This is a genomic window from Micromonospora sp. NPDC049203, from assembly GCF_043197215.1.
Taxonomy (GTDB): domain Bacteria; phylum Actinomycetota; class Actinomycetes; order Mycobacteriales; family Micromonosporaceae; genus Micromonospora.
In genome coordinates, this window is record NZ_JBICSV010000005.1 from 333,806 (window position 1) to 352,360 (window position 18,555).

Sequence of the window (18,555 nt, forward strand, 5' to 3'; positions counted from 1 at the left end):
CGGACGGAGGGCGGCGGTGGCTCTGGTGCGCGTACGGTTCGTCGGCGGACCGGCCGACGAGCTGACCCGGGATCTGCCAGCCGGTCCGGGCGGTGCGCCGCCGCCCCGGTGGGTGCTGCGGCATCCGGAGGAACCGGCCGAGGGCGTGGCCGACCATCTCTACGAGCGCGACGACCACGCGTCGCCCGGTGGCTGGACGATGCGGTACGTGCACACGTTCCCGTTCGGCGCGACCGAGTGAGGCGGCACGGCGGCGCCGCCCGGGACGTCAGGCCGGCCGGACACCTGTGGTGCCGAGGATGACCGAGGCGACCAGTTCCGGATCGTCGTGCATCGGCACGTGCCCGCAGCCGGGCAGGTCCAGGTGCCGCGCGGCGGGCAGCCGGGTACGCGCCAGCGCCGCCTGCCGGTAGGGCAGGATCCGGTCCCGCGTACCCCAGGCCACAGTGACCGGCACCGTGGGCGCGCCCGCGTAGGCGTACCCCCGGCCCGCGCGGGCGACGGCGCGGAACGCCCGTGCCTGGCGCAGCGCGCGGGCGTCGGCGAGCGCGTCGTCGAGCGCCATCCGGTTCGGCCGGGCCAGGATCATGCCCATCGCCAGCATCCGCAGCGCGGGCGCGGCGAACAGGCGGCGCAGCACCGGCTCGGGCAGCCGGGCCGCGTTGCGGTGCAGGGACAGCACGGTCAGCGCCCAGCGCAGTTCGCGTGCGGTGCAGAAGCCGGCCGGTGACAGGGCGGTCGCGGAGGTGACCGCGCCGAGCGCGGCCAGCTCCAACGCGATCGCGCCGCCGAGGCTGTTGCCCGCGACGTGCGGGCGTTCCAGCCCGAACGCGGCGAACAGCTCGGCCATGGCGGCGGCCAGGCCGGACATGTCGGCGGGCAGCCCGGCGGCGGGCACCGGGGAGCGGCCGAAGCCCGGCAGGTCGACGGCGATGACGTCGTGCGCCTCGGCGAGGCGGTCCAGCACCGGCCGCCAGGCGCCACAGTGGTGACCGATGCCGTGCAGCAGCACCAGCGGCGGTCCGGCGCCCCGCCGCTCGTAGACGACGTCCACCGGCGTGGTCACGACCGCGCCCGCGGGGTGCTGGCGCCGAAGCCCCGGCCCAGCGCCCGGGACTGTTCCTCGATCAGCGGTACGGTGGCCCGGGCGGTCCGGCCCACCAGCCGGTCGGCCAGCGGGCTGACCAGCACCGACCGCACGGCCTGCACGCCCGCTACGGCGCGCGGCACGTACACCCGGCGGCTGCGGCGCTCGATCGCCCGGACGAACGCCTCGGCGCACTCGGTCACGGTGGTGGTGCGGCGCAGCGGCCACGGCAGCTTCGCCAGGGCCGTGGAGAAGGCCGGCAGATCGGCGCGCGCCTCGCGGACCAGGTCGGTGTCCACCCACGACGGATGGGCGGTGCCGACCGCCACCCCCCGGTGCGCCAGCTCCAGCCGGACCGCGTTGCCGAACTGCTCGACGCCCGCCTTGGAGGCGCAGTACGCGGCCATGCCGGGCAGCGCGGCGAACGCCGCCGCCGAGGAGACGATCAGCAGGTAGCCGCCCCGGTCGACGAGCGCCGGCACGGTCGCCGCGGCGGTGCGCATCACCCCGATCAGGTTGACCTCGACGGTACGCACCAGCGCCTCGACGTCGCCGACGGCGATCGTGCCCCGGTTGGCGACCCCGGCGTTGGCGACCACCGCGTCGATCCCGCCCAGTGCCGCCACGGTGCCGTCGACCGCCTCGGCCAGCGCCTGCTGGTCGGTGACGTCGGCGGCGAACCAGGCGTGTCCCGGGCCCAGCTCGGCGGCGAGCGCGGCGAGCCGGTCGGGTTCCAGCCCGACCAGTGCCAACCGGGCGCCGCGTGCGGCGGCGAGGCGGGCGGTGTGCTCGCCGATGCCCCGGGCCGCCCCGGTCACCAGCACCACCTTGCCGGCCAGCCGGCCGGACAAACGACCGTCGATGGACATGCCGGGAAGTTACCACCGGGTAGCCCGGGTGCGGAAGACCTCGCCGGACCTGGCCGGAACGCCGCCGCGCGGCGCGCACAGCTGGTACACAGGATCGGGACAGCCCGGCGACAGCGGGTCCGCCCACGATGGGGGCATGGTCATGAACGCGCAGTCCGCGCAGGGTCGCATCGAGCTGCGCCGACCGGACGGCGAACCGGTGCGGGTGCTTGTCGTCGACGACGAGCCGACACTCACCGACCTGCTCTCGATGGCCCTGCGCTACGAGGGCTGGCAGGTCGCCACCGCCGGCAGCGGCATGGCCGCGGTCACCACCGCCCGCCAGTTCCGCCCGGACGCGGTGGTGCTCGACGTGATGCTGCCCGACCTGGACGGCTTCCAGGTGCTGCGCCGCCTGCGCGAGCAGTTCCCGAGCGTGCCGGTGCTGTTCCTGACCGCCCGCGACGCCGTGGAGGAGCGCGTCGCCGGGCTCACCGTCGGCGGCGACGACTACGTCACCAAGCCGTTCAGCCTGGAGGAGGTGATCGCCCGGCTGCGCGCGCTGCTGCGCCGCTCCGGCTTCGCGGTCGCCGCCCGCGAGGAGGCGGTGCTCACCGTCGGCGACCTCACGCTGGACGAGGACAGCCACGAGGTGCGCCGCGGCGACGACCTGATCACGCTCACCGCCACCGAGTTCGAGCTGCTGCGCTACCTCATGCGCAACCCGCGCCGGGTGCTCAGCAAGGCGCAGATCCTCGACCGGGTCTGGAACTACGACTTCGGCGGCCAGGCCAACGTGGTCGAGCTGTACATCTCGTACCTGCGCAAGAAGATCGACGCGGGCCGCGCGCCCATGATCCACACATTGCGCGGGGCGGGTTATGTCCTCAAGCCCGCCGAGTGACGGGCGCGGCCGGCTGCGCCGCCGCCTGGCCGGCTGGTCGCTGCGCCGCCGCCTGGTGCTGTCCGTGGTGGCGCTGCTCGCGCTGGTCAGCGTCGGCATCGGCGGCCTGACCACAGTCGCGCTGCGGCACTTCCTGATCGACCAGATCGACAACCAGCTCAGCTTCGGCGACCGCCGGCCCGACGACCTCGAACGCTGGGCCCGGCGGGGCATGGACCAGCCGCGCCCGGGCCAGCGGCCCGGCCAACCGGACTCCGACGAGGTGGCGCCGGACCCCCCGGGCGGCTTCCCGCCGGGCTCGATCGCGGTCCGGGTGCCGGTCACCGGCGAACCCGTCGGCCGGGTCCGGTCGGAGAACGGCGACAGCGAGGAGGTGCCCAGCGCCGACCTGGCCGCGCTGGCCCGCGTACCCGTCGGTGAACGCCCGCGCACGGTCGTCGTCGGCGGCGACCGGGGCGAGTACCGGGCGGTCGCGCTGCGGTCGCCGCGCGGCGACGGCGACGTGCTGGCCCTCGCGATCCCGCTGGCCCAGGTGGACGACACGGTCATGTGGATGCTCGTCGCGCAGGCCGGGGTCATCGGCGCCGGACTGGTCATCGCCGGGGCCCTCGGCATGCTCATCGTCCGGGTCACGCTGCGCCCGCTCAACCGCGTCGCCGCCACCGCCGCCCGGGTCACCGAACTGCCGCTCGACCGCGGCGAGGTCGCCCTGTCCGTGCGGGTGCCGGCCGCCGACACCGACCCCCGCACCGAGGTCGGGCAGGTCGGCGGCGCGCTTAACCGGATGCTCGGCCACGTGGCCGCCGCGCTCGCCGCCCGGCAGGCCAGCGAGACCCGGGTACGCCAGTTCGTCGCCGACGCCAGCCACGAGCTGCGCACCCCCCTCGCGGCCATCCGCGGGTACGCCGAGGTGGCCCGCCGGGGCCGCCAGGAGGTGCCGCCCGACGTGGCGCACGCGCTGCGCCGCGTCGAGTCGGAGAGCACCCGGATGACCAGCCTCGTCGACGACCTGCTGCTGCTGGCCCGGCTGGACTCCGGCCGTCCGCTGGCCGCCGAGCCGGTCGACCTGACCGCCACGGCGGTGAACGCGGTCAGCGACGCGCACGTCGCCGGACCCGACCACCGCTGGCAGCTCGACCTGCCCGACGAACCGCTCACCGTCACCGGCGACGCCCACCGGCTGCACCAGGTGCTGGCGAACCTGCTGGCGAACGCGCGGGTGCACACCCCGGCCGGAACCACTGTCACCGTCCGGCTCGCGCCCGCGCCCGGCGGCGTCGAGCTGCGCGTCACCGACGACGGGCCGGGCATCCCGGAGCAGCTACAGCCGGAGGTCTTCGAGCGGTTCGCGCGCGGCGACAGCTCCCGCTCCCGCGCCCAGGGCAGCACCGGCCTGGGGCTGGCCATCGTCGCCGCCGTGGTGGAGGCGCACCACGGGCGCGTCGACGTGGTCAGCCGGCCCGGCCACACCGCGTTCACCGTCTGGCTCCCCGGATCCACAGCAGACGCATAGGCCACGCATGGCAGCGGGTCAGCGGGCGCTCCGAGGCTTGCCGGCATGGACAGAACCGAGAGCCTGCCGACCGCGCCCACGGCCGATCCACCCGGCGTCGAGCCGGCCCCCGCGCCCGTACCCCTGGAGACCCGCGCCGGCCGCGACCCGCGCTGGGCCCGGCCGGCCCTGCTCGGCCTGCTGGTCGTGACCACGCTGCTCTACCTGTGGGGACTGGGCGCCTCCGGCTGGGCCAACGCGTTCTACTCCGCCGCCGTGCAGGCCGGGTCGCAGAACTGGACCGCGTTCTTCTACGGTTCGTCCGACGCCGCCAACTCGATCACCGTGGACAAGACCCCGGCCTCGCTCTGGCTGATGGCGCTCTCGGTGCGCATCTTCGGCCTGAGCAGCTGGTCGGTCCTGGTGCCGCAGGCGCTGCTCGGCGTCGCGTCGGTCGGCGTGCTGTACGCGACGGTCCGCCGCTGGCACGGCCCGGCCGCCGGACTGCTCGCCGGGGCGGTGCTCGCGCTCACCCCGGTGGCGACGCTGATGTTCCGGTTCAACAACCCGGACGCGCTACTGGTGTTCCTGCTGGTCGCCGCCGCGTACGCCACGGTGCGCGCGGTCGAGACGGCGAGCACCCGGTGGATAGCGCTGACCGGCGTGCTCGTCGGCTTCGGCTTCCTCACCAAGATGCTCCAGGCGTTCCTGGTGATCCCGGTCTTCGCCGGGGTCTACCTGCTGGCCGCGCCGACCGGCCTCGGACGGCGCATCCGCCAGCTCCTGCTGGCCGGGCTCGCCGTGGTCGTCTCCGCCGGCTGGTGGGTGGCGATCGTCGAGCTGGTGCCGGCGAGCGCCCGCCCCTACATCGGCGGCTCGCAGAACAACAGCATCCTGGAGCTGACGCTCGGCTACAACGGCCTGGGCCGTATCACCGGCGACGAGGTGGGCAGCGTCGGCGGCGGTGGTGCACGGCCCGGCGGCGGTGGACCGTTCTCCGGTCAGGCCGGGCTGCTGCGGATGTTCGACACCGAGGTCGGCGGGCAGATCTCCTGGCTGCTGCCCGCCGCGCTGATCCTGCTGGTCGCCGGGCTGTGGCTGGCCGGGCGGGCGCCACGTACCGACCGGACCCGGGCCGGTCTGCTGCTCTGGGGCGGCTGGCTGCTGGTTACCGGGCTGATCTTCAGCTTCATGTCCGGCATCTTCCACGCCTACTACACGGTCGCCCTGGCTCCGGCGGTCGGCGCGCTGGCCGGCATCGGCGTCACCGGGCTGTGGCGGGCCCGTTCCGGTGCGGCTTCGGCTGCGCTCGGCCCGGCCGCGCCGGCCCGGTGGCGTGGGTTCGCCGCCACGCTGGTCCTGGCCGCCACGCTCGCGGTCACCGCCTGGTGGTCCTGGCGCCTGCTCGGCCGCACCCCCGACTGGCATTCCTGGCTGCGCCCCACGGTGCTGGCCGTGGGCCTGACCGCAGCCGTCCTCCTGGCCGCGCCGGCGTTCCTCACCCGCCCCCACCGGCCCGTTCCGCCTTCTCCCACCTCCCCGCCGTCTCCCACCTCCCCGCCCTCGCCCGGTTCCCCGCCCTCGTCGTTGATCAAGGAGTTTGTGTCCGGGAGCGGCGATCACGATGACGCGAACTCCTTGGTCGACTCGGGGGCAGGGAAGGGGGCGGCGGGGCCTCGGGGAGGGTTTGCCGGGCGGGTTGTGCGGTGGGTGGCGCCGGTGGTGTCCGTCGCCGGGATCGCGGTGGCGCTGGCCGGGCCGGCCGCGTACGCGATGCAGACCGCCGCCACCCCGCACAGCGGCTCCATTCCGAGCGCGGGGCCGGCCGGAGCGGGTGGCCTCGGTGGCCCGGGTGGCCCGGGCGGGCGGATGCCGGGCGGCGGGAACGGGCAGTTCCCCGGTGGTCCGGGCGGCGGGAACGGGCAGTTCCCGGGCTTCCCTGGCGGCCCGAACGGCACCGGCTCCAGCGGCACGGTCCCGGACGGCGGGGCGAACGCCGGTGGATTCCCCGGATTCCCGGGCGGTGGTTCGGCTCCGGGCGCGCCCGGCGGCAGCGGCACCGGCACCGGCGGCACCGGTCCGGAGCGTGGCACGGGCCCGGACGGCCGGGGCCAGCGCGGCGGGGGCATGGGCGGGCTGCTCGACGCCCGCGAGCCGAGCGCCGAGATGACCGCGCTGCTCACCGCCGACGCGGACCGCTACACCTGGGTCGCCGCCACGGTCGGCTCGAACAACGCCTCCGGCTACCAACTGGCCACCGGCCGGCCGGTCATGCCGATCGGCGGCTTCAACGGCAGCGACCCGTCGCCGACGCTGGCCCAGTTCCAGCGGTACGTCGCCGACGGGCGGATCCACTACTTCCTCGGCGGCGGCGGGTTCCGCGCCAACGGCGGCAGCAACGCCTCGGCCGAGATCGCCGCCTGGGTCGCCGAGACCTTCACCGCGACGACCGTCGACGGCGTGACCGTGTACGACCTGAGCAGCGGAAGGCAGGGCTGAGCGGTGGCGGAGACGTACGCGCCCCGGGCGGCTGTGCAGGCCCGGCCCGCCGCCGGCAGCGCGGTGCTCGACGTGGTGGTTCCGGTCTACAACGAGGAGGCCGACCTCGGGCCCTGTGTCCGGCGGTTGCACGCGCACCTGACCGCGCACTTCCCGTACCCGTTCCGGATCACGGTGGCCGACAACGCCAGCGTGGACGGCACCCCGGCGGTGGCGCGGGCGCTCGCCGACGAGCTGCCCGGGGTGGGGGTGCTGCGCCTGGACGAGAAGGGACGCGGGCGGGCGCTGCGCGCCGCGTGGTCGGCGTCGCCCGCGCCGGTGCTCGCGTACATGGACGTGGACCTGTCCACCGACCTGGCCGCGTTGCTGCCGCTGGTGGCGCCGCTCATCTCGGGGCACTCGGACCTGGCCATCGGCACCCGGCTGGCCCGGACCAGCCGGGTGGTCCGGGGCGCGAAGCGGGAGGTGATCTCGCGCGGCTACAACCTGCTGCTGCGGGGTGCGCTCGCGGCGCGGTTCTCCGACGCGCAGTGCGGGTTCAAGGCGATCCGCGCCGACGTGGCCGCCGGGCTGCTGCCGCTGGTACGGGACACCGGCTGGTTCTTCGACACCGAGTTGCTGGTGCTGGCGCAGCGGGCCGGGCTGCGCATCCACGAGGTGCCGGTGGACTGGGTGGACGACCCGGACAGCCGCGTCGACATCGTCGCCACCGCGCTGGCCGACCTGCGGGGCATCGGCCGGCTGGGCCGGGCGCTGGCCACCGGGGCGCTGCCGCTGGCGCAGCTACGCGCCCAGCTCGGCCGGGGACCGTTGTCGGCGCCGCCCGCGCGCATGCCGGCCGGTCTGCCGCGCCAGCTCGTGCGGTTCGCCGCGGTGGGCGTGGCGAGCACGCTCGCGTACCTGCTGTTGTTCCTGCTGGCCCGCGGACCGCTCGGGGCGCAGCCGGCGAACCTGCTGGCGTTGCTGCTCACGGCGGTGGCGAACACGGCGGCCAACCGGCGACTCACGTTCGGGGTCAGCGGGCGGCGGCACGCCGGCCGCCACCACCTCCAGGGCCTGCTGGCGTTCGCGCTGGGCCTGGCCCTGACCAGCGGCTCCCTGGCCGCGCTGCACGCCGCCATCACCACCCCGAACCGCGCACTGGAGCTGACCGTCCTGACAACGGCCAACCTGGCCGCGACAGCCCTGCGCTTCCTCCTGCTCCGCCTGGCCATGCACCACCGCCGGTAACCCCTCCCACCCGGTCGATCATGAGGTTGACGGCGCGACACGCCGGGCGCCGACACGGTCAACTTCATGATCGACGGGCGGGTGGCAGGGTGGGGAGCGTGTACCGGGAGTGGGCGGCAGTGGGGGTTCCGGGCGGGGTGCTGTGGAGCAGCGTGTCCAGCGGCAGCGAGACGCGGGTGCTGCCGGACGGGTGCGTCGACCTGCTCTGGTCCAGCCGGTCCGGGCTGCTGGTCGCCGGTCCGGACCGCACCGCGCACCTGTCGCGGTCGGCGCCGGGGGACCTGTGGATCGGGCTGCGCCTGCCGCCGGGCACCGGCCCGGCCGTGTTCGGGGTGCCGGCCGAGGAGCTGCGGGACCGCCGTGTACCGCTGGCCGACCTGTGGGGCCGTGCCGCCGCCGAGGTGACCGAGCGGGTCGAGGCGGCGCTGGCCGCGCCGGGCGGCGAGGCCGCCGGGGTGCTGACCCGGGTCGCCCGCGACCGGCTGCGCGCGGCCGGCGGCCCCGACCCGCTCGGCGCGCGGGTCGCCGCCCGCCTGGCCGCCGGGGCCACTGTGGCCGCGACCGCCGCCGAGGTCGGCCTCGGCCCGCGCGCCCTGCACCGGCGCAGCCGGGCCCTGTTCGGGTACGGCCCGAAGACGCTGGCCCGCATCCTGCGGATGCGCCGCGCGCTGGACCTGGCCCGCGCCGGTGCGCCGCTCGCCGAGGTGGCGGTGCGCAGCGGGTACGCCGACCAGGCCCACCTGACCCGCGAGGTACGGGAGCTGGCCGGGGTGCCGCCCACCCGGCTGCTCGGCCGCGACTGAGCGCCGGTCAGCCGGCGGCGGGCAGCGGGGCGAACAGGTCCACCCCGTTGCCGTCCGGGTCGTGCAGGACCGCGTACCGCTGGCCCCAGAACGCGTCCCACGGCGGCAGCTCACCGTGATGCCCCGCGCCGGTCAGCTCGGCGTACCAGCGGTCCACCTCGGCCGGGTCGGCGCAGCGGAAGGCCAGGCTCATCCGGTTGTTGCCGCCGGACGGGTCGAAGTCGGGGTGGAAGCTGCGGATCACCTCGACCGTGTCCCAGGCCAGCCGTACGCCGTTCGGCAGGGTGACCTCGACGTGCCCTTCCGTCTCGGCGCCGGCCGGGATCGGCAGCCCCAGCCGCCGGTAGAAGTCGAGCGTGCGGGCCATGTCGGTGACCACGGCCCCGATCAGATCGAACTGCGGTGTCATGCCGGCCACGGTAGACACGACCGGCCCGGCCCGTCTTGAACGGATCGGACGGGGGACGAGTGGCCGGTGTGGCCGCGCGGCCGCTCGCCGAGACGTTACGGTGGGGGACAAGTCCGGCTCAGAGCAATAAAGCTCCCATTCCGGGCGTGCACATGATGACCGGCGACGGAAGGAAAGCAGCCGTGACGCATCTGGCCTACCTGGACGCGGGATCCGGCAGTCTCATCGTGCAGGCGGTGGTCGGCGGGGTGGCCGGGGTGGCCGTGGCCGCCAAGCTCTACTGGCGTCGCCTGACGTCCCGGTTCCGGCGTCAGCCCACCGACCAGGGCCCGGCGGCGTGACGATTCCCGACACCGGCGTCCGCGTCGAACCCGGTTCCTTCCGCGACCCCGGCAACCGGGTGTTCCACCGGGGCGAGGAGGTGCTGCGCGGGCTCGACGAGCGCTCCACCCGCGACTGGCGGGCGCTGTCGGTCACCGACTTCTTCCGGCAGGCCACTGCCCGGGGACAGATCGTCGGCACCGAGGAGCTGACCCCGACCCCTGTCGACGCGCCCTGGACCACGGTGCTGCGGCACGAGCGGATCCCGTTCGTCTCGCACCCGTACGAGTGGTCGTCAGCGATGCTGCGCGACGCCGCGCTGCTGCACCTGGACGTGCTGCGGGCCGCCCTGGAAGCCGGCTTCACCACGAAGGACGGTTCCGCCTACAACGTGCAGTGGCGCGGCGCCCGGCCGGTCTTCATCGACGTCGGCTCGTTCGAGGCGCTGCGTGACGGCGAACCCTGGGCCGGCTACCGGCAGTTCTGCCAGACGCTGCTCTACCCGCTGCTCATCCAGGCCCACCTCGGGCTGGACTTCCAGCCGTTCCTGCGCGCCCGCGTCGACGGCGTCGAACCGGACCAGATGCGCCGGCTGTTCGGCGGCGCCCGGCGCTGGCGGGCCGGCGTTCCCACCCACGTGCACCTGCACGGCGCCATGCAGGCCCGCAACTCCGCCGCGAGCACCACCGACGTCCGCGCCCAGCTGCGCGCCGCCGGGTTCTCCCGCGAGCTGGCCCTGACCACGGTACGCGGACTGACGAAGCTGGTCCGCCGCCTCGACCACCGGCCCGGCGGCAGCCACTGGTCGGACTACCAGCGCACCTGCGCGTACTCGGTGCCGGACCGCCAGGCCAAGGAGGAGTTCGTCGACCGGGCGCTGGCCGCCGTCGGTGGCGGCTCGGCGCTGGATCTGGGCGCCAACGACGGCCGGTACGCCCGTATCGCCGCCCGGCACGCCGCGCACGTCGTCGCCGTCGAGCAGGACCCCGCGGTCGTCGACACGCTCTACCGCGCGCTGCGCGACGAGGGCGAGACACGGATCCTGCCGCTGGTGATGGACCTGGCCGACCCGTCGCCGGGCGGCGGCTGGCGCGGCGTCGAGCGGGCCGCGTTCGCCGACCGGGCCCGCGCGGACACCGTCCTGGCCCTGGCCGTCGTGCACCACCTCGCGATCGGGCGCAACGTGCCGCTGCCCGAGGTGCTCGACCAGCTCACCGCGCTCACCGCCACCGGCGGCAGCCTGGTGGTGGAGTTCGTCCACCCGGACGACCCGATGGCCCGCCGGCTGCTGGCCAACAAGCCCGACGGCCTGTTCCCGGACTACCGGCGCGACGCCTTCGAGACGCTGCTCGCCCGCCGGGGCCGGGTGGTCGCCCGCACCGAGCTGCCCTCCGGCACCCGCACGCTCTACCAGGTGGTGGTGGGTGGCTGAGGACACCCTCGCACCACCCCGGGACCACGCCGCCGTCCCGGTCCGGCGGGAACGCCGGCAGTGGTGGCGGGCCGAGGCGGCCCGGCTGGCCGAGGTGGTGGCGCTGGCCGGGCTGGTGGTCACCCAGCCGCTGCTCGACGTGCTCGGCCGCAGCCCCGACTTCTTCCTGTTCCACCGCGCCTCCCGGACCGACGTGCTGCTGCTTGTCGCCCTGATCACGCTCGCGCCGACGATGGTGCTCGCGCTGCTGGGCGCGCTGGCGCTGCTCGGCACGCTCGCGCTGCCCGCCGGGCGTCTCATCCGGGCCGCCGTGCACTCCGCGTTCGTGGGCCTGCTGCTCGCCGCGCTGGCGGTCCAGGTCGGCCGGCACGTCACGCCGCTGCGGGGCGTACCCCTGCTCGTCGTCGCCGGTGTGGCCGGTGCCGCCGGGGTGGCCGCGCACCGGCGGTGGCGGGCCCTCCGGCGGGTGCTGCGGGTGGCCGCCGCCGGGCCGCTGGTGTTCGTCGGGTTGTTCCTGTTCGCCTCGCCCGCCTCGGCGGTGGTGCTGCCGCGCGGCGAGGGCGGCGCGGCCGGTGTGGCCGGCGCGGGCGCGCACCCGCCGGTGGTCATGATCGTGCTGGACGAGCTGCCGCTGGTGTCCCTGCTCGGCCCGGACGGACGGATCGACGCCGCCCGCTACCCGAACTTCGCGGCGCTGGCCGGCGGGTCGACGTGGTACCGCAACGCCACCGGCGTCAGCGGCTGGACGCCCTACGCGCTGCCCGCGATGCTCACCGGACGCTACCCGGAGCGGGGCGTGGCGCCGCACTACTCGCAGTACCCGGACAACCTGTTCACCGCGCTGGGCGGCCTCTACCGGATCAAGGCCGAGGAGAGCATCACCCGGCTCTGCCCGCCGAGCCGCTGCGAGCAGGCCACCACCCCGGAACAGGGGCTCGGCGTGCTGGTCCGGGAGAGCGGCAGGCTGCTGGGCCGGATCGCCGCGCCGGTGGACAGCCGCGTCGACCCGGAGGACTCCTACCGCGAGCGGACCGCCGCCGAGGCCGGGCTGGACGCCGCCGAGCCGGTGCCTGACGACCCGAAGTTCCGCTGGGACACGCTCGACGACAACCAGCCGGCCCGGTTCACCTCGTTCCTGGCCGGGCTGCGCCCCGACAGCCGGCCCACGCTGCACTTCCTGCACCTGCTGATGCCGCACTCGCCGTGGGCGTACCTGCCGTCCGGGGCGCACTACACGGCGCCGGAGGACCTGCCGAACGACGGGGCCGGCTGGGTCGACCTGGCCCGTGCCCGGCACCTGGCCCAGCTCGGCTACACCGACCGGCTGATCGGCGAGACGCTGCGGACGCTGCGCGCCTCCGGCCTCTACGACAAGGCGCTGGTGGTGGTCACCGCCGACCACGGGGTGAGCTTCCGCCGGGACTGGCAGGGGCGGGGGATGGACGCCATCGACCACGCGGCGAACGAGGTGGCCTGGGTGCCGATGTTCGTCAAGGAGCCCGGCCAGCGCGCCGGACGCGTGGACGACCGCAACTGGGAGCACGTCGACCTGCTGCCCACCATCGCCGACGAGACGCACATGCGGGTGCCCTGGCGGATGGACGGCCGGTCGGCCAAGGCGGCCCCGCGCGAGCGGGCCGACAAGCGCTTCTACGACCGCCCCGGCCAGCCGGTCACCGTCACCGGCGGTGTGCCCGCCCCGCTTCCGCCGCTTCCCGTCGACCCGCTCGTCGGCACCCGGGTCGGTGACGTGCCGGTCGGCGGGACCGCCACGGTGGCGAACCGGCACGCGTTCGACGCTGTCGACCCGGCCCGTGGCGGGCTGCCCGCGCTGGTCTGGGGCACCGTGCCGGAGGGCGTACCCGACGGCACCCGGCTCGCCGTGGCGGTCAACGGGACGGTCGGCGCGGTGGTGCCCGTGGTGCCGCCGGACGCCGGTGGGCGGCGGTTCGCGGCACTGCTCGCCGACGACCGTCTCTTCGCCGCCGGAGCCAACCGGCTCGACCTCTACCGGGTCGGTGACGGCGGGGCGCTACGGCGGCTCACGCTGTCGTGACGGATCTCCCGAACGTGCCCATGGCCGCGCTCCCATCCGGTTTCCACAGCGCCTGGCCGGGAAACAGGTGACGCACACCTCACCCTCAAACCATGACGAGCGGTGTTCTCCGCGCCGTGATTACGGTAGAAGCGAAGGCAATTCAACGAAGATCTTGCCGGCGAAGCGAGGAACAGATGACGGAAGTCAAGCTCGACCACCCCGGTGGGCAGCTGTCGATGCCGGTGCAGTCCGCGGTTGAGGGCCCCGCCGGGATCGGGGTGAGCAAGCTGCTCAAGGAAACCGGGATGACCACGTACGACCCCGGTTTCGTGAACACCGCGTCCTGCTCGTCCGCCATCACCTACATCGACGGTGATGCCGGCATCCTGCGGTACCGGGGTTACCCGATCGACCAGCTGGCCGAGAAGTCCTCCTTCCTGGAGGTCTCCTACCTGCTGATCTACGGCGAGCTGCCGTCCCAGACGCAGCTCACCGACTTCAGCGAGCGGATCCGGCGGCACTCGCTGCTGCACGAGGAGATGCGCCGCTTCTTCGACGGCTTCCCCCGCGACGCGCACCCGATGGCCGTGCTCTCCTCGGCCGTCAGCGCCATCTCCACCTTCTACCAGGACAGCCTGGACCCGTTCGACTCCGAGCACGTGGAGATGTCCACGGTGCGCCTGATGGCGAAGGTTCCCACCATCGCCTCGTACGCGTACAAGAAGTCGATCGGGCAGCCGCTGCTGTACCCGGACAACTCGCTGGGCTACGTCGAGAACTTCCTGCGCATGACGTTCGGCGTACCGGCCGAGCCGTACGAGGTCGACCCGGTGGTCGCCCGGGTGCTGGACATGCTGTTCATCCTGCACGCCGACCACGAGCAGAACTGCTCCACCTCGACCGTGCGGCTGGTCGGCTCCAGCAACGCCAACCTGTTCGCCTCGGTCTCGGCCGGCGTGAACGCGCTGTTCGGGCCGCTGCACGGCGGCGCCAACCAGGCCGTGCTGGAGATGCTCCAGAAGATCCAGGCCGACGGCGGCGACGTCCGCTCCTTCGTGCAGAAGGTGAAGGACAAGCAGGACGGCGTGAAGCTGATGGGCTTCGGGCACCGGGTCTACAAGAACTACGACCCGCGCGCCGCCATCGTGAAGAAGGCCGCCCAGGACGTGCTCGGCCGGATGGCCAAGCCGGACCCACTGCTGGACCTCGCGGTGCAGCTGGAGGAGATCGCGCTCGCCGACGACTTCTTCGTGTCCCGGCGGCTCTACCCGAACGTGGACTTCTACACCGGCCTGATCTACAAGGCCATGGGCTTCCCGACGAAGATGTTCACCGTGCTGTTCGCGCTCGGCCGGCTGCCCGGCTGGATCGCGCAGTGGCGCGAGATGATCAACGACCCGGAGACGAAGATCGGCCGCCCGCGGCAGATCTACACCGGCGCCGCCGAGCGGGACTACGTCCCCGCCGCCCAGCGCTGAGGTGCAAGGAAGGGCCCCTTCTTAACGCCTCCGGTAGAGGAGGGGCCCCTTTTTAACACGCGGACGACGAAGGCCGCCGACCCTGCTCGGGTCGGCGGCCTTCGTCCTGTGCACCGGGGTGCGGGGCGTTAACAAGGTGCCCTTCCTCTACCCGGGGCGTTAAGAGGGGGCCCTTCCTTACCGCAGGCCGGCGGCGGTGAGGAGGTTGCCCTCGGGGAGGGCCGGCACTGGGTGGCCGTGGGCCATGCGGTGCTGGGCGCGGGCGGCGGTGAACGCCGGGTCGCCGGCGATGGCGGCGGCGTACGCGGCGGCCGTGCGGGACGCGATGGCCGCCCAGCCGTACTGCTCGTGCACCATGGCGCGGGCCCGACGGGCGAGCGCGCGGGCGTGGTCCCGGTCGGACAGCAGCGTGTGTACCGCCTCGGCCAGCCCGTCCGGGTCGTGCGGGGCGAACGTCATCCCGGTGACGCCCGGCTCGACGATCTCGGCCAGCCCGCCGGTACGGGCGACGGCGAGCGGCGCGCCCGCGGCGGCCCCCTCCAGCGCGACCATGCCGAACGGCTCGTAGATGCTCGGCACCGCGAAGCAGTCCGAGGCGGCCATCACGGCGGGCAGCTCGGTGCCGCCGAGGAACCCGGGCATGCTCACAGTGCCGCCGAGCCCGAGGCGGTGCACCTCGCGCTCCAGGTCGGCCTTGTACGGCCCGTCGCCGACGATCACCGCGCGCAGGCCGGGGTGCCGGTCGCGCAGCCGGGGCAGCCCGGCCAGCAGGTGTTGCACGCCCTTCTCGTACACCAGGCGGCCGGCGAACGTCACAAGCGGGCAGTCGGCGGCGAACCGGGCCCGCGCGGCGGCGACCGCCGAGGCGGGCACCCGCCAGCGGTGCGGCTCGACGCCGTTGGGCACCACGTCCACCCGGGCCGCGTCCACCCCGAACAGCGCGCCCACCTCGTCGCGCATGTAGCCGGAGCAGACGATCACCCGGCCGGACTCGCCGGCCAGCCAGTGCTCGACACCGTGGATGGTGCGGTTCATCTCCTCCGGCAGCCACCCCTGGTGCCGGCCCGCCTCGGTGGCGTGGATGGTGCTGACCAGCGGCACGTCCAGGTGCTCGCGCAGCGTCATCGCGGTGTGTGCGACGAGCCAGTCGTGGGCGTGGATGACGTCGTACGAGCCGGACTCGGTGGCACGCAGGGCGGCCCGGGTGAGCGTGTGGTTGAAGGCCATGGTCCAGGCCAGCAGCGAGCCTGTGGCGAGCGGGAACCGGACCGGGTCCTCGGCGGCGCGGACGACGCGTACGCCGTCGGCGTACTCCTCCAGGGGAGCGCCCTCGGCGTGGCGGGTGACGACTGTGACCTCGTGTCCGGCGGCGGCCAGCGCCACTGACAGCGCGTGCACGTGGCGGCCGAGCCCGCCGACGAGCACCGGCGGGTACTCCCACGACAGCATCAGGATGCGCCGGGACCGGGGCGCGGACCCGACCGGCGACGGGGGCGCCGGGCGGGAGGTGAGGGTGGGCCGGTGGAGCCGGTCCGTCGCGGTGGCGGGCTGCGCGCCGACCCGCAGAGTGGTCACGTGGATCTCCGTCCATGCATGGTGAGGCACGCCGGCTTCGGTGGCGGCGTCGAGCGATGGTGAGGGGTGGCCGAACGGCCGGGCGGGCCCGCGGGCGCAGGTCCGGATCCAGGAAAGTCCATCCGCGGCCGGCGCGCATCTCGAAAGGGGCGATCGTGACGGATGACACCCGAACGTCTATCCGTTCTCAGGAGGGTGGATTCGGTTACGGTCCGAACGGATGGATTGGTCGTGGCGACGACTGGGCATCACCGGCGTGCGCATCGGCGGTCTCCCCTGTCCGGTGCGCTCACGATCATGGGCCGAAGGAGCGACATGCAGGTCTGGCCGGGCGAGAGCTACCCCCTCGGCGCCACGTACGACGGGATGGGCACCAACTTCGCGATCTTCTCCGAGGTGGCGGAGAAGATCGAGCTCTGCCTGTTCGACGAGTGGGACATCGGCACCGAGCGCCGGGTGGAGCTGCGCGAGGTCGACGCGTACGTCTGGCACGCCTACATCCCCGGCGTCGAGCCCGGCCAGCGCTACGGCTACCGCGTGCACGGGCCGTGGAACCCGGCCGAAGGGCTGCGCTGCAACCCGCACAAGCTGCTGCTCGACCCGTACGCGAAGGCGGTCGACGGGGAGGTCACCTGGCACCCGTCGGTCTACGACTACGAGGTCGGCGGCGACCCGGACCGGATGAACACCGTCGACTCGGCGCCGTACATGCCGAAGTCGGTGGTGGTGAACCCGTACTTCGACTGGGGCAACGACCGGCCGCCGCGCACCCCGTACCACCACTCGGTGATCTACGAGGCGCACGTGCGCGGGCTGACCATGCGCCACCCGGGCATCCCGGAGGAGCTGCGCGGCACGTACGCGGCGATCGCCTCACCGGTGATGATCGAGCACTTCAAGCGGCTCGGCGTGACGGCTGTGGAGCTGATGCCGGTGCACGAGTTCGTGCACGACCACCGCCTGGCCGACCTGGGGCTGCGCAACTACTGGGGCTACAACACCATCGGCTTCTTCGCCCCGCACCACGGCTACTCCGCGCTGGGCCGCCTCGGCCAGCAGGTGCAGGAGTTCCGGGGCATGGTCAAGGCGCTGCACGCCGCCGGCATCGAGGTCATCCTCGACGTGGTCTACAACCACACCGCCGAGGGCAACCACCTCGGGCCGTCGCTGAGCTTCAAGGGCATCGACACACCCAGCTACTACCGGCTCTCCGAGTCCGACCGGCGCTACTTCGTCGACTACACCGGCACCGGCAACAGCCTCAACGTGCGCAGCCCGCACTCGCTGCAACTGATCATGGATTCGCTGCGCTACTGGGTGACCGAGATGCACGTCGACGGCTTCCGGTTCGACCTGGCGGCCACGCTGGCCCGCGAGTTCTACGAGGTGGACCGGCTGTCCACGTTCTTCGAGGTGGTGCAGCAGGACCCGGTGGTCGGCCGGGTCAAGCTCATCGCCGAGCCGTGGGACGTCGGCCCCGGCGGCTACCAGGTCGGCAACTTCCCGCCGCAGTGGACCGAGTGGAACGGAAAATACCGCGACACGGTCCGTGACTTCTGGCGCGGCGAGCCGGCCACGCTCGCCGAGTTCGCCTCCCGCATCTCCGGCTCGGCCGACCTCTACCAGGACGACGGCCGACGCCCGTTCCACAGCATCAACTTCGTCACCTGCCACGACGGGTTCACGCTCACCGACCTGGTCTCCTACAACGACAAGCACAACGAGGCCAACGGCGAGGACAACCGGGACGGCGAGAGCCACAACCGGTCCTGGAACTGCGGCGTCGAGGGGGAGACCGACGACCCGGGCGTACGCGCGCTGCGTGCCCGGCAGCGGCGCAACTTCCTGGCCACGCTGATGCTGTCCCAGGGCGTGCCGATGCTCGGCCACGGCGACGAGCTGGGCCGCACCCAGCGCGGCAACAACAACGCCTACTGCCAGGACAGCGAGATCGCCTGGGTCGACTGGGACCGGGCCGACGACGAGCTGCTGGACTTCGTCCGCCGGCTCACCGACTTCCGCAACCGGCACCAGGTGTTCCGCCGCCGCCGGTTCTTCACCGGCCTGCCGGTGGGCGGCCGGGCCACCGGTTCCGGGCTGCCGGACCTGGCCTGGTACACCCCGGACGGCCGGGAGATGACCGGCGAGGACTGGGGCAACGACTTCGGGCGTTCGGTGGCCCTGTTCGTCAACGGCGACGGCATCGGCGAGCGCGGCCAGTACGGCCAGCGCCACCGGGACGACTCGTTTCTGCTGCTGTTCAACGCGCACGACGCGCCGCTGGACTTCACGCTGCCGGGCGAGGAGTTCGGCAGCGGGTGGGAACTGGTGATCAGCACCGCGGAACCCGACCCGGAGAAGACGACGCTCGTCGAGGCGGGCGGCACGGTCTGCGTGCCGGACCGCTCGCTGCTGGTCCTGGAGAGGACGGCCTGACCG

15 protein-coding genes are annotated in these 18,555 nt (G+C 74.0%); 11 read left to right on the forward strand and 4 right to left on the reverse strand.

The window, feature by feature from the left end; translation table 11 throughout:
* The first annotated feature begins 16 nt into the window (after nt 1-16).
* Nucleotides 17-241, forward strand: a complete 225-nt coding sequence (locus ACGFIA_RS16875) for a hypothetical protein (RefSeq protein ID WP_357384105.1) — start codon at nt 17-19, stop codon at nt 239-241.
* A gap of 27 nt (nt 242-268) precedes the next feature.
* Here the strand turns inward: ACGFIA_RS16875 and ACGFIA_RS16880 are convergent, their stop codons facing one another.
* Nucleotides 269-1,066 carry an alpha/beta fold hydrolase gene (locus tag ACGFIA_RS16880; RefSeq protein ID WP_357473938.1) on the reverse strand — a complete coding sequence of 266 codons (798 nt, stop codon included), beginning with the start codon at nt 1,064-1,066 and terminating at the stop codon, nt 269-271.
* Entirely contained in the window at nt 1,063-1,956 is an 894-nt protein-coding gene (locus tag ACGFIA_RS16885) for an SDR family oxidoreductase (RefSeq protein ID WP_357384109.1), read from the reverse strand. The genes ACGFIA_RS16880 and ACGFIA_RS16885 overlap by 4 nt, the downstream gene beginning before the upstream one ends.
* A 136-nt stretch (nt 1,957-2,092) precedes the next feature.
* On the opposite strand from ACGFIA_RS16885, the gene ACGFIA_RS16890 reads away from it, so the two are divergent.
* The 5 genes from ACGFIA_RS16890 (at nt 2,093) to ACGFIA_RS16910 (ending at nt 8,863) form a co-directional block, all read left to right on the forward strand.
* Nucleotides 2,093-2,839: a response regulator transcription factor gene (locus ACGFIA_RS16890; protein WP_393260740.1), complete on the forward strand. Its 747-nt coding sequence runs from the start codon at nt 2,093-2,095 to the stop codon at nt 2,837-2,839.
* The gene (locus ACGFIA_RS16895; RefSeq protein WP_393260743.1) at nt 2,817-4,352 is read left to right on the forward strand and encodes an ATP-binding protein; all 1,536 of its coding nucleotides are present in this window, start codon (nt 2,817-2,819) and stop codon (nt 4,350-4,352) included. Before ACGFIA_RS16890 ends, ACGFIA_RS16895 begins: the two co-directional genes overlap by 23 nt.
* A gap of 45 nt (nt 4,353-4,397) precedes the next feature.
* A complete protein-coding gene (locus ACGFIA_RS16900; RefSeq protein WP_393260746.1) occupies nt 4,398-6,830 on the forward strand; it encodes an ArnT family glycosyltransferase in 2,433 nt (810 codons plus the stop codon).
* A gap of 3 nt (nt 6,831-6,833) precedes the next feature.
* Entirely contained in the window at nt 6,834-8,060 is a 1,227-nt protein-coding gene (locus tag ACGFIA_RS16905) for a dolichyl-phosphate beta-glucosyltransferase (RefSeq protein ID WP_393260749.1), read from the forward strand.
* Between the two features lie 98 nt (nt 8,061-8,158).
* Entirely contained in the window at nt 8,159-8,863 is a 705-nt protein-coding gene (locus ACGFIA_RS16910; protein ID WP_357478524.1) for a helix-turn-helix transcriptional regulator, read from the forward strand.
* Nucleotides 8,864-8,870: 7 nt separating this feature from the next.
* On the opposite strand, the gene ACGFIA_RS16915 is transcribed toward ACGFIA_RS16910, so the two are convergent.
* Nucleotides 8,871-9,272 (reverse strand): VOC family protein, encoded by a 402-nt coding sequence (locus ACGFIA_RS16915; RefSeq protein ID WP_357473926.1) that lies wholly within the window; start codon nt 9,270-9,272, stop codon nt 8,871-8,873.
* Nucleotides 9,273-9,454: 182 nt separating this feature from the next.
* Here ACGFIA_RS16915 and ACGFIA_RS16920 point away from each other — a divergent pair, with 182 nt between their 5' ends.
* From ACGFIA_RS16920 to ACGFIA_RS16935, 4 genes are all read left to right on the forward strand, one after another.
* Nucleotides 9,455-9,613 (forward strand): hypothetical protein, encoded by a 159-nt coding sequence (locus tag ACGFIA_RS16920; RefSeq protein WP_354871788.1) that lies wholly within the window; start codon nt 9,455-9,457, stop codon nt 9,611-9,613.
* Nucleotides 9,610-11,025: a methyltransferase domain-containing protein gene (locus ACGFIA_RS16925; RefSeq protein ID WP_357478460.1), complete on the forward strand. Its 1,416-nt coding sequence runs from the start codon at nt 9,610-9,612 to the stop codon at nt 11,023-11,025. Before ACGFIA_RS16920 ends, ACGFIA_RS16925 begins: the two co-directional genes overlap by 4 nt.
* The gene (locus tag ACGFIA_RS16930; protein WP_393260752.1) at nt 11,018-13,081 is read left to right on the forward strand and encodes a sulfatase-like hydrolase/transferase; all 2,064 of its coding nucleotides are present in this window, start codon (nt 11,018-11,020) and stop codon (nt 13,079-13,081) included. Before ACGFIA_RS16925 ends, ACGFIA_RS16930 begins: the two co-directional genes overlap by 8 nt.
* Before the next feature lie 176 nt (nt 13,082-13,257).
* Nucleotides 13,258-14,541, forward strand: a complete 1,284-nt coding sequence (locus tag ACGFIA_RS16935; RefSeq protein WP_357384125.1) for a citrate synthase — start codon at nt 13,258-13,260, stop codon at nt 14,539-14,541.
* A gap of 177 nt (nt 14,542-14,718) precedes the next feature.
* Here ACGFIA_RS16935 and ACGFIA_RS16940 read toward each other — a convergent pair whose 3' ends face one another.
* Nucleotides 14,719-16,116, reverse strand: a complete 1,398-nt coding sequence (locus ACGFIA_RS16940) for a glycosyltransferase family 4 protein (RefSeq protein ID WP_393260755.1) — start codon at nt 16,114-16,116, stop codon at nt 14,719-14,721.
* A 315-nt stretch (nt 16,117-16,431) separates the two neighbouring features.
* On the opposite strand from ACGFIA_RS16940, the gene glgX reads away from it, so the two are divergent.
* Nucleotides 16,432-18,552, forward strand: a complete 2,121-nt coding sequence (gene glgX / locus ACGFIA_RS16945) for a glycogen debranching protein GlgX (RefSeq protein WP_357384129.1) — start codon at nt 16,432-16,434, stop codon at nt 18,550-18,552.
* The last annotated feature ends 3 nt before the right edge of the window (nt 18,553-18,555 follow it).

Excerpts from the sequence above, each read along its gene's own strand:
- ACGFIA_RS16895 (WP_393260743.1), top strand. The coding sequence starts at position 2,817 with ATGTCCTCAAGCCCGCCGAGTGACGGGCGCGGCCGGCTGCGCCGCCGC.
- ACGFIA_RS16885 (WP_357384109.1), bottom strand. The coding sequence starts at position 1,956 with ATGTCCATCGACGGTCGTTTGTCCGGCCGGCTGGCCGGCAAGGTGGTG.
- ACGFIA_RS16915 (WP_357473926.1), bottom strand. The coding sequence starts at position 9,272 with ATGACACCGCAGTTCGATCTGATCGGGGCCGTGGTCACCGACATGGCC.
- ACGFIA_RS16935 (WP_357384125.1), top strand. The coding sequence starts at position 13,258 with ATGACGGAAGTCAAGCTCGACCACCCCGGTGGGCAGCTGTCGATGCCG.
- glgX (WP_357384129.1), top strand. The coding sequence starts at position 16,432 with ATGCAGGTCTGGCCGGGCGAGAGCTACCCCCTCGGCGCCACGTACGAC.
- ACGFIA_RS16900 (WP_393260746.1), top strand. The coding sequence starts at position 4,398 with ATGGACAGAACCGAGAGCCTGCCGACCGCGCCCACGGCCGATCCACCC.
- ACGFIA_RS16890 (WP_393260740.1), top strand. The coding sequence starts at position 2,093 with ATGGTCATGAACGCGCAGTCCGCGCAGGGTCGCATCGAGCTGCGCCGA.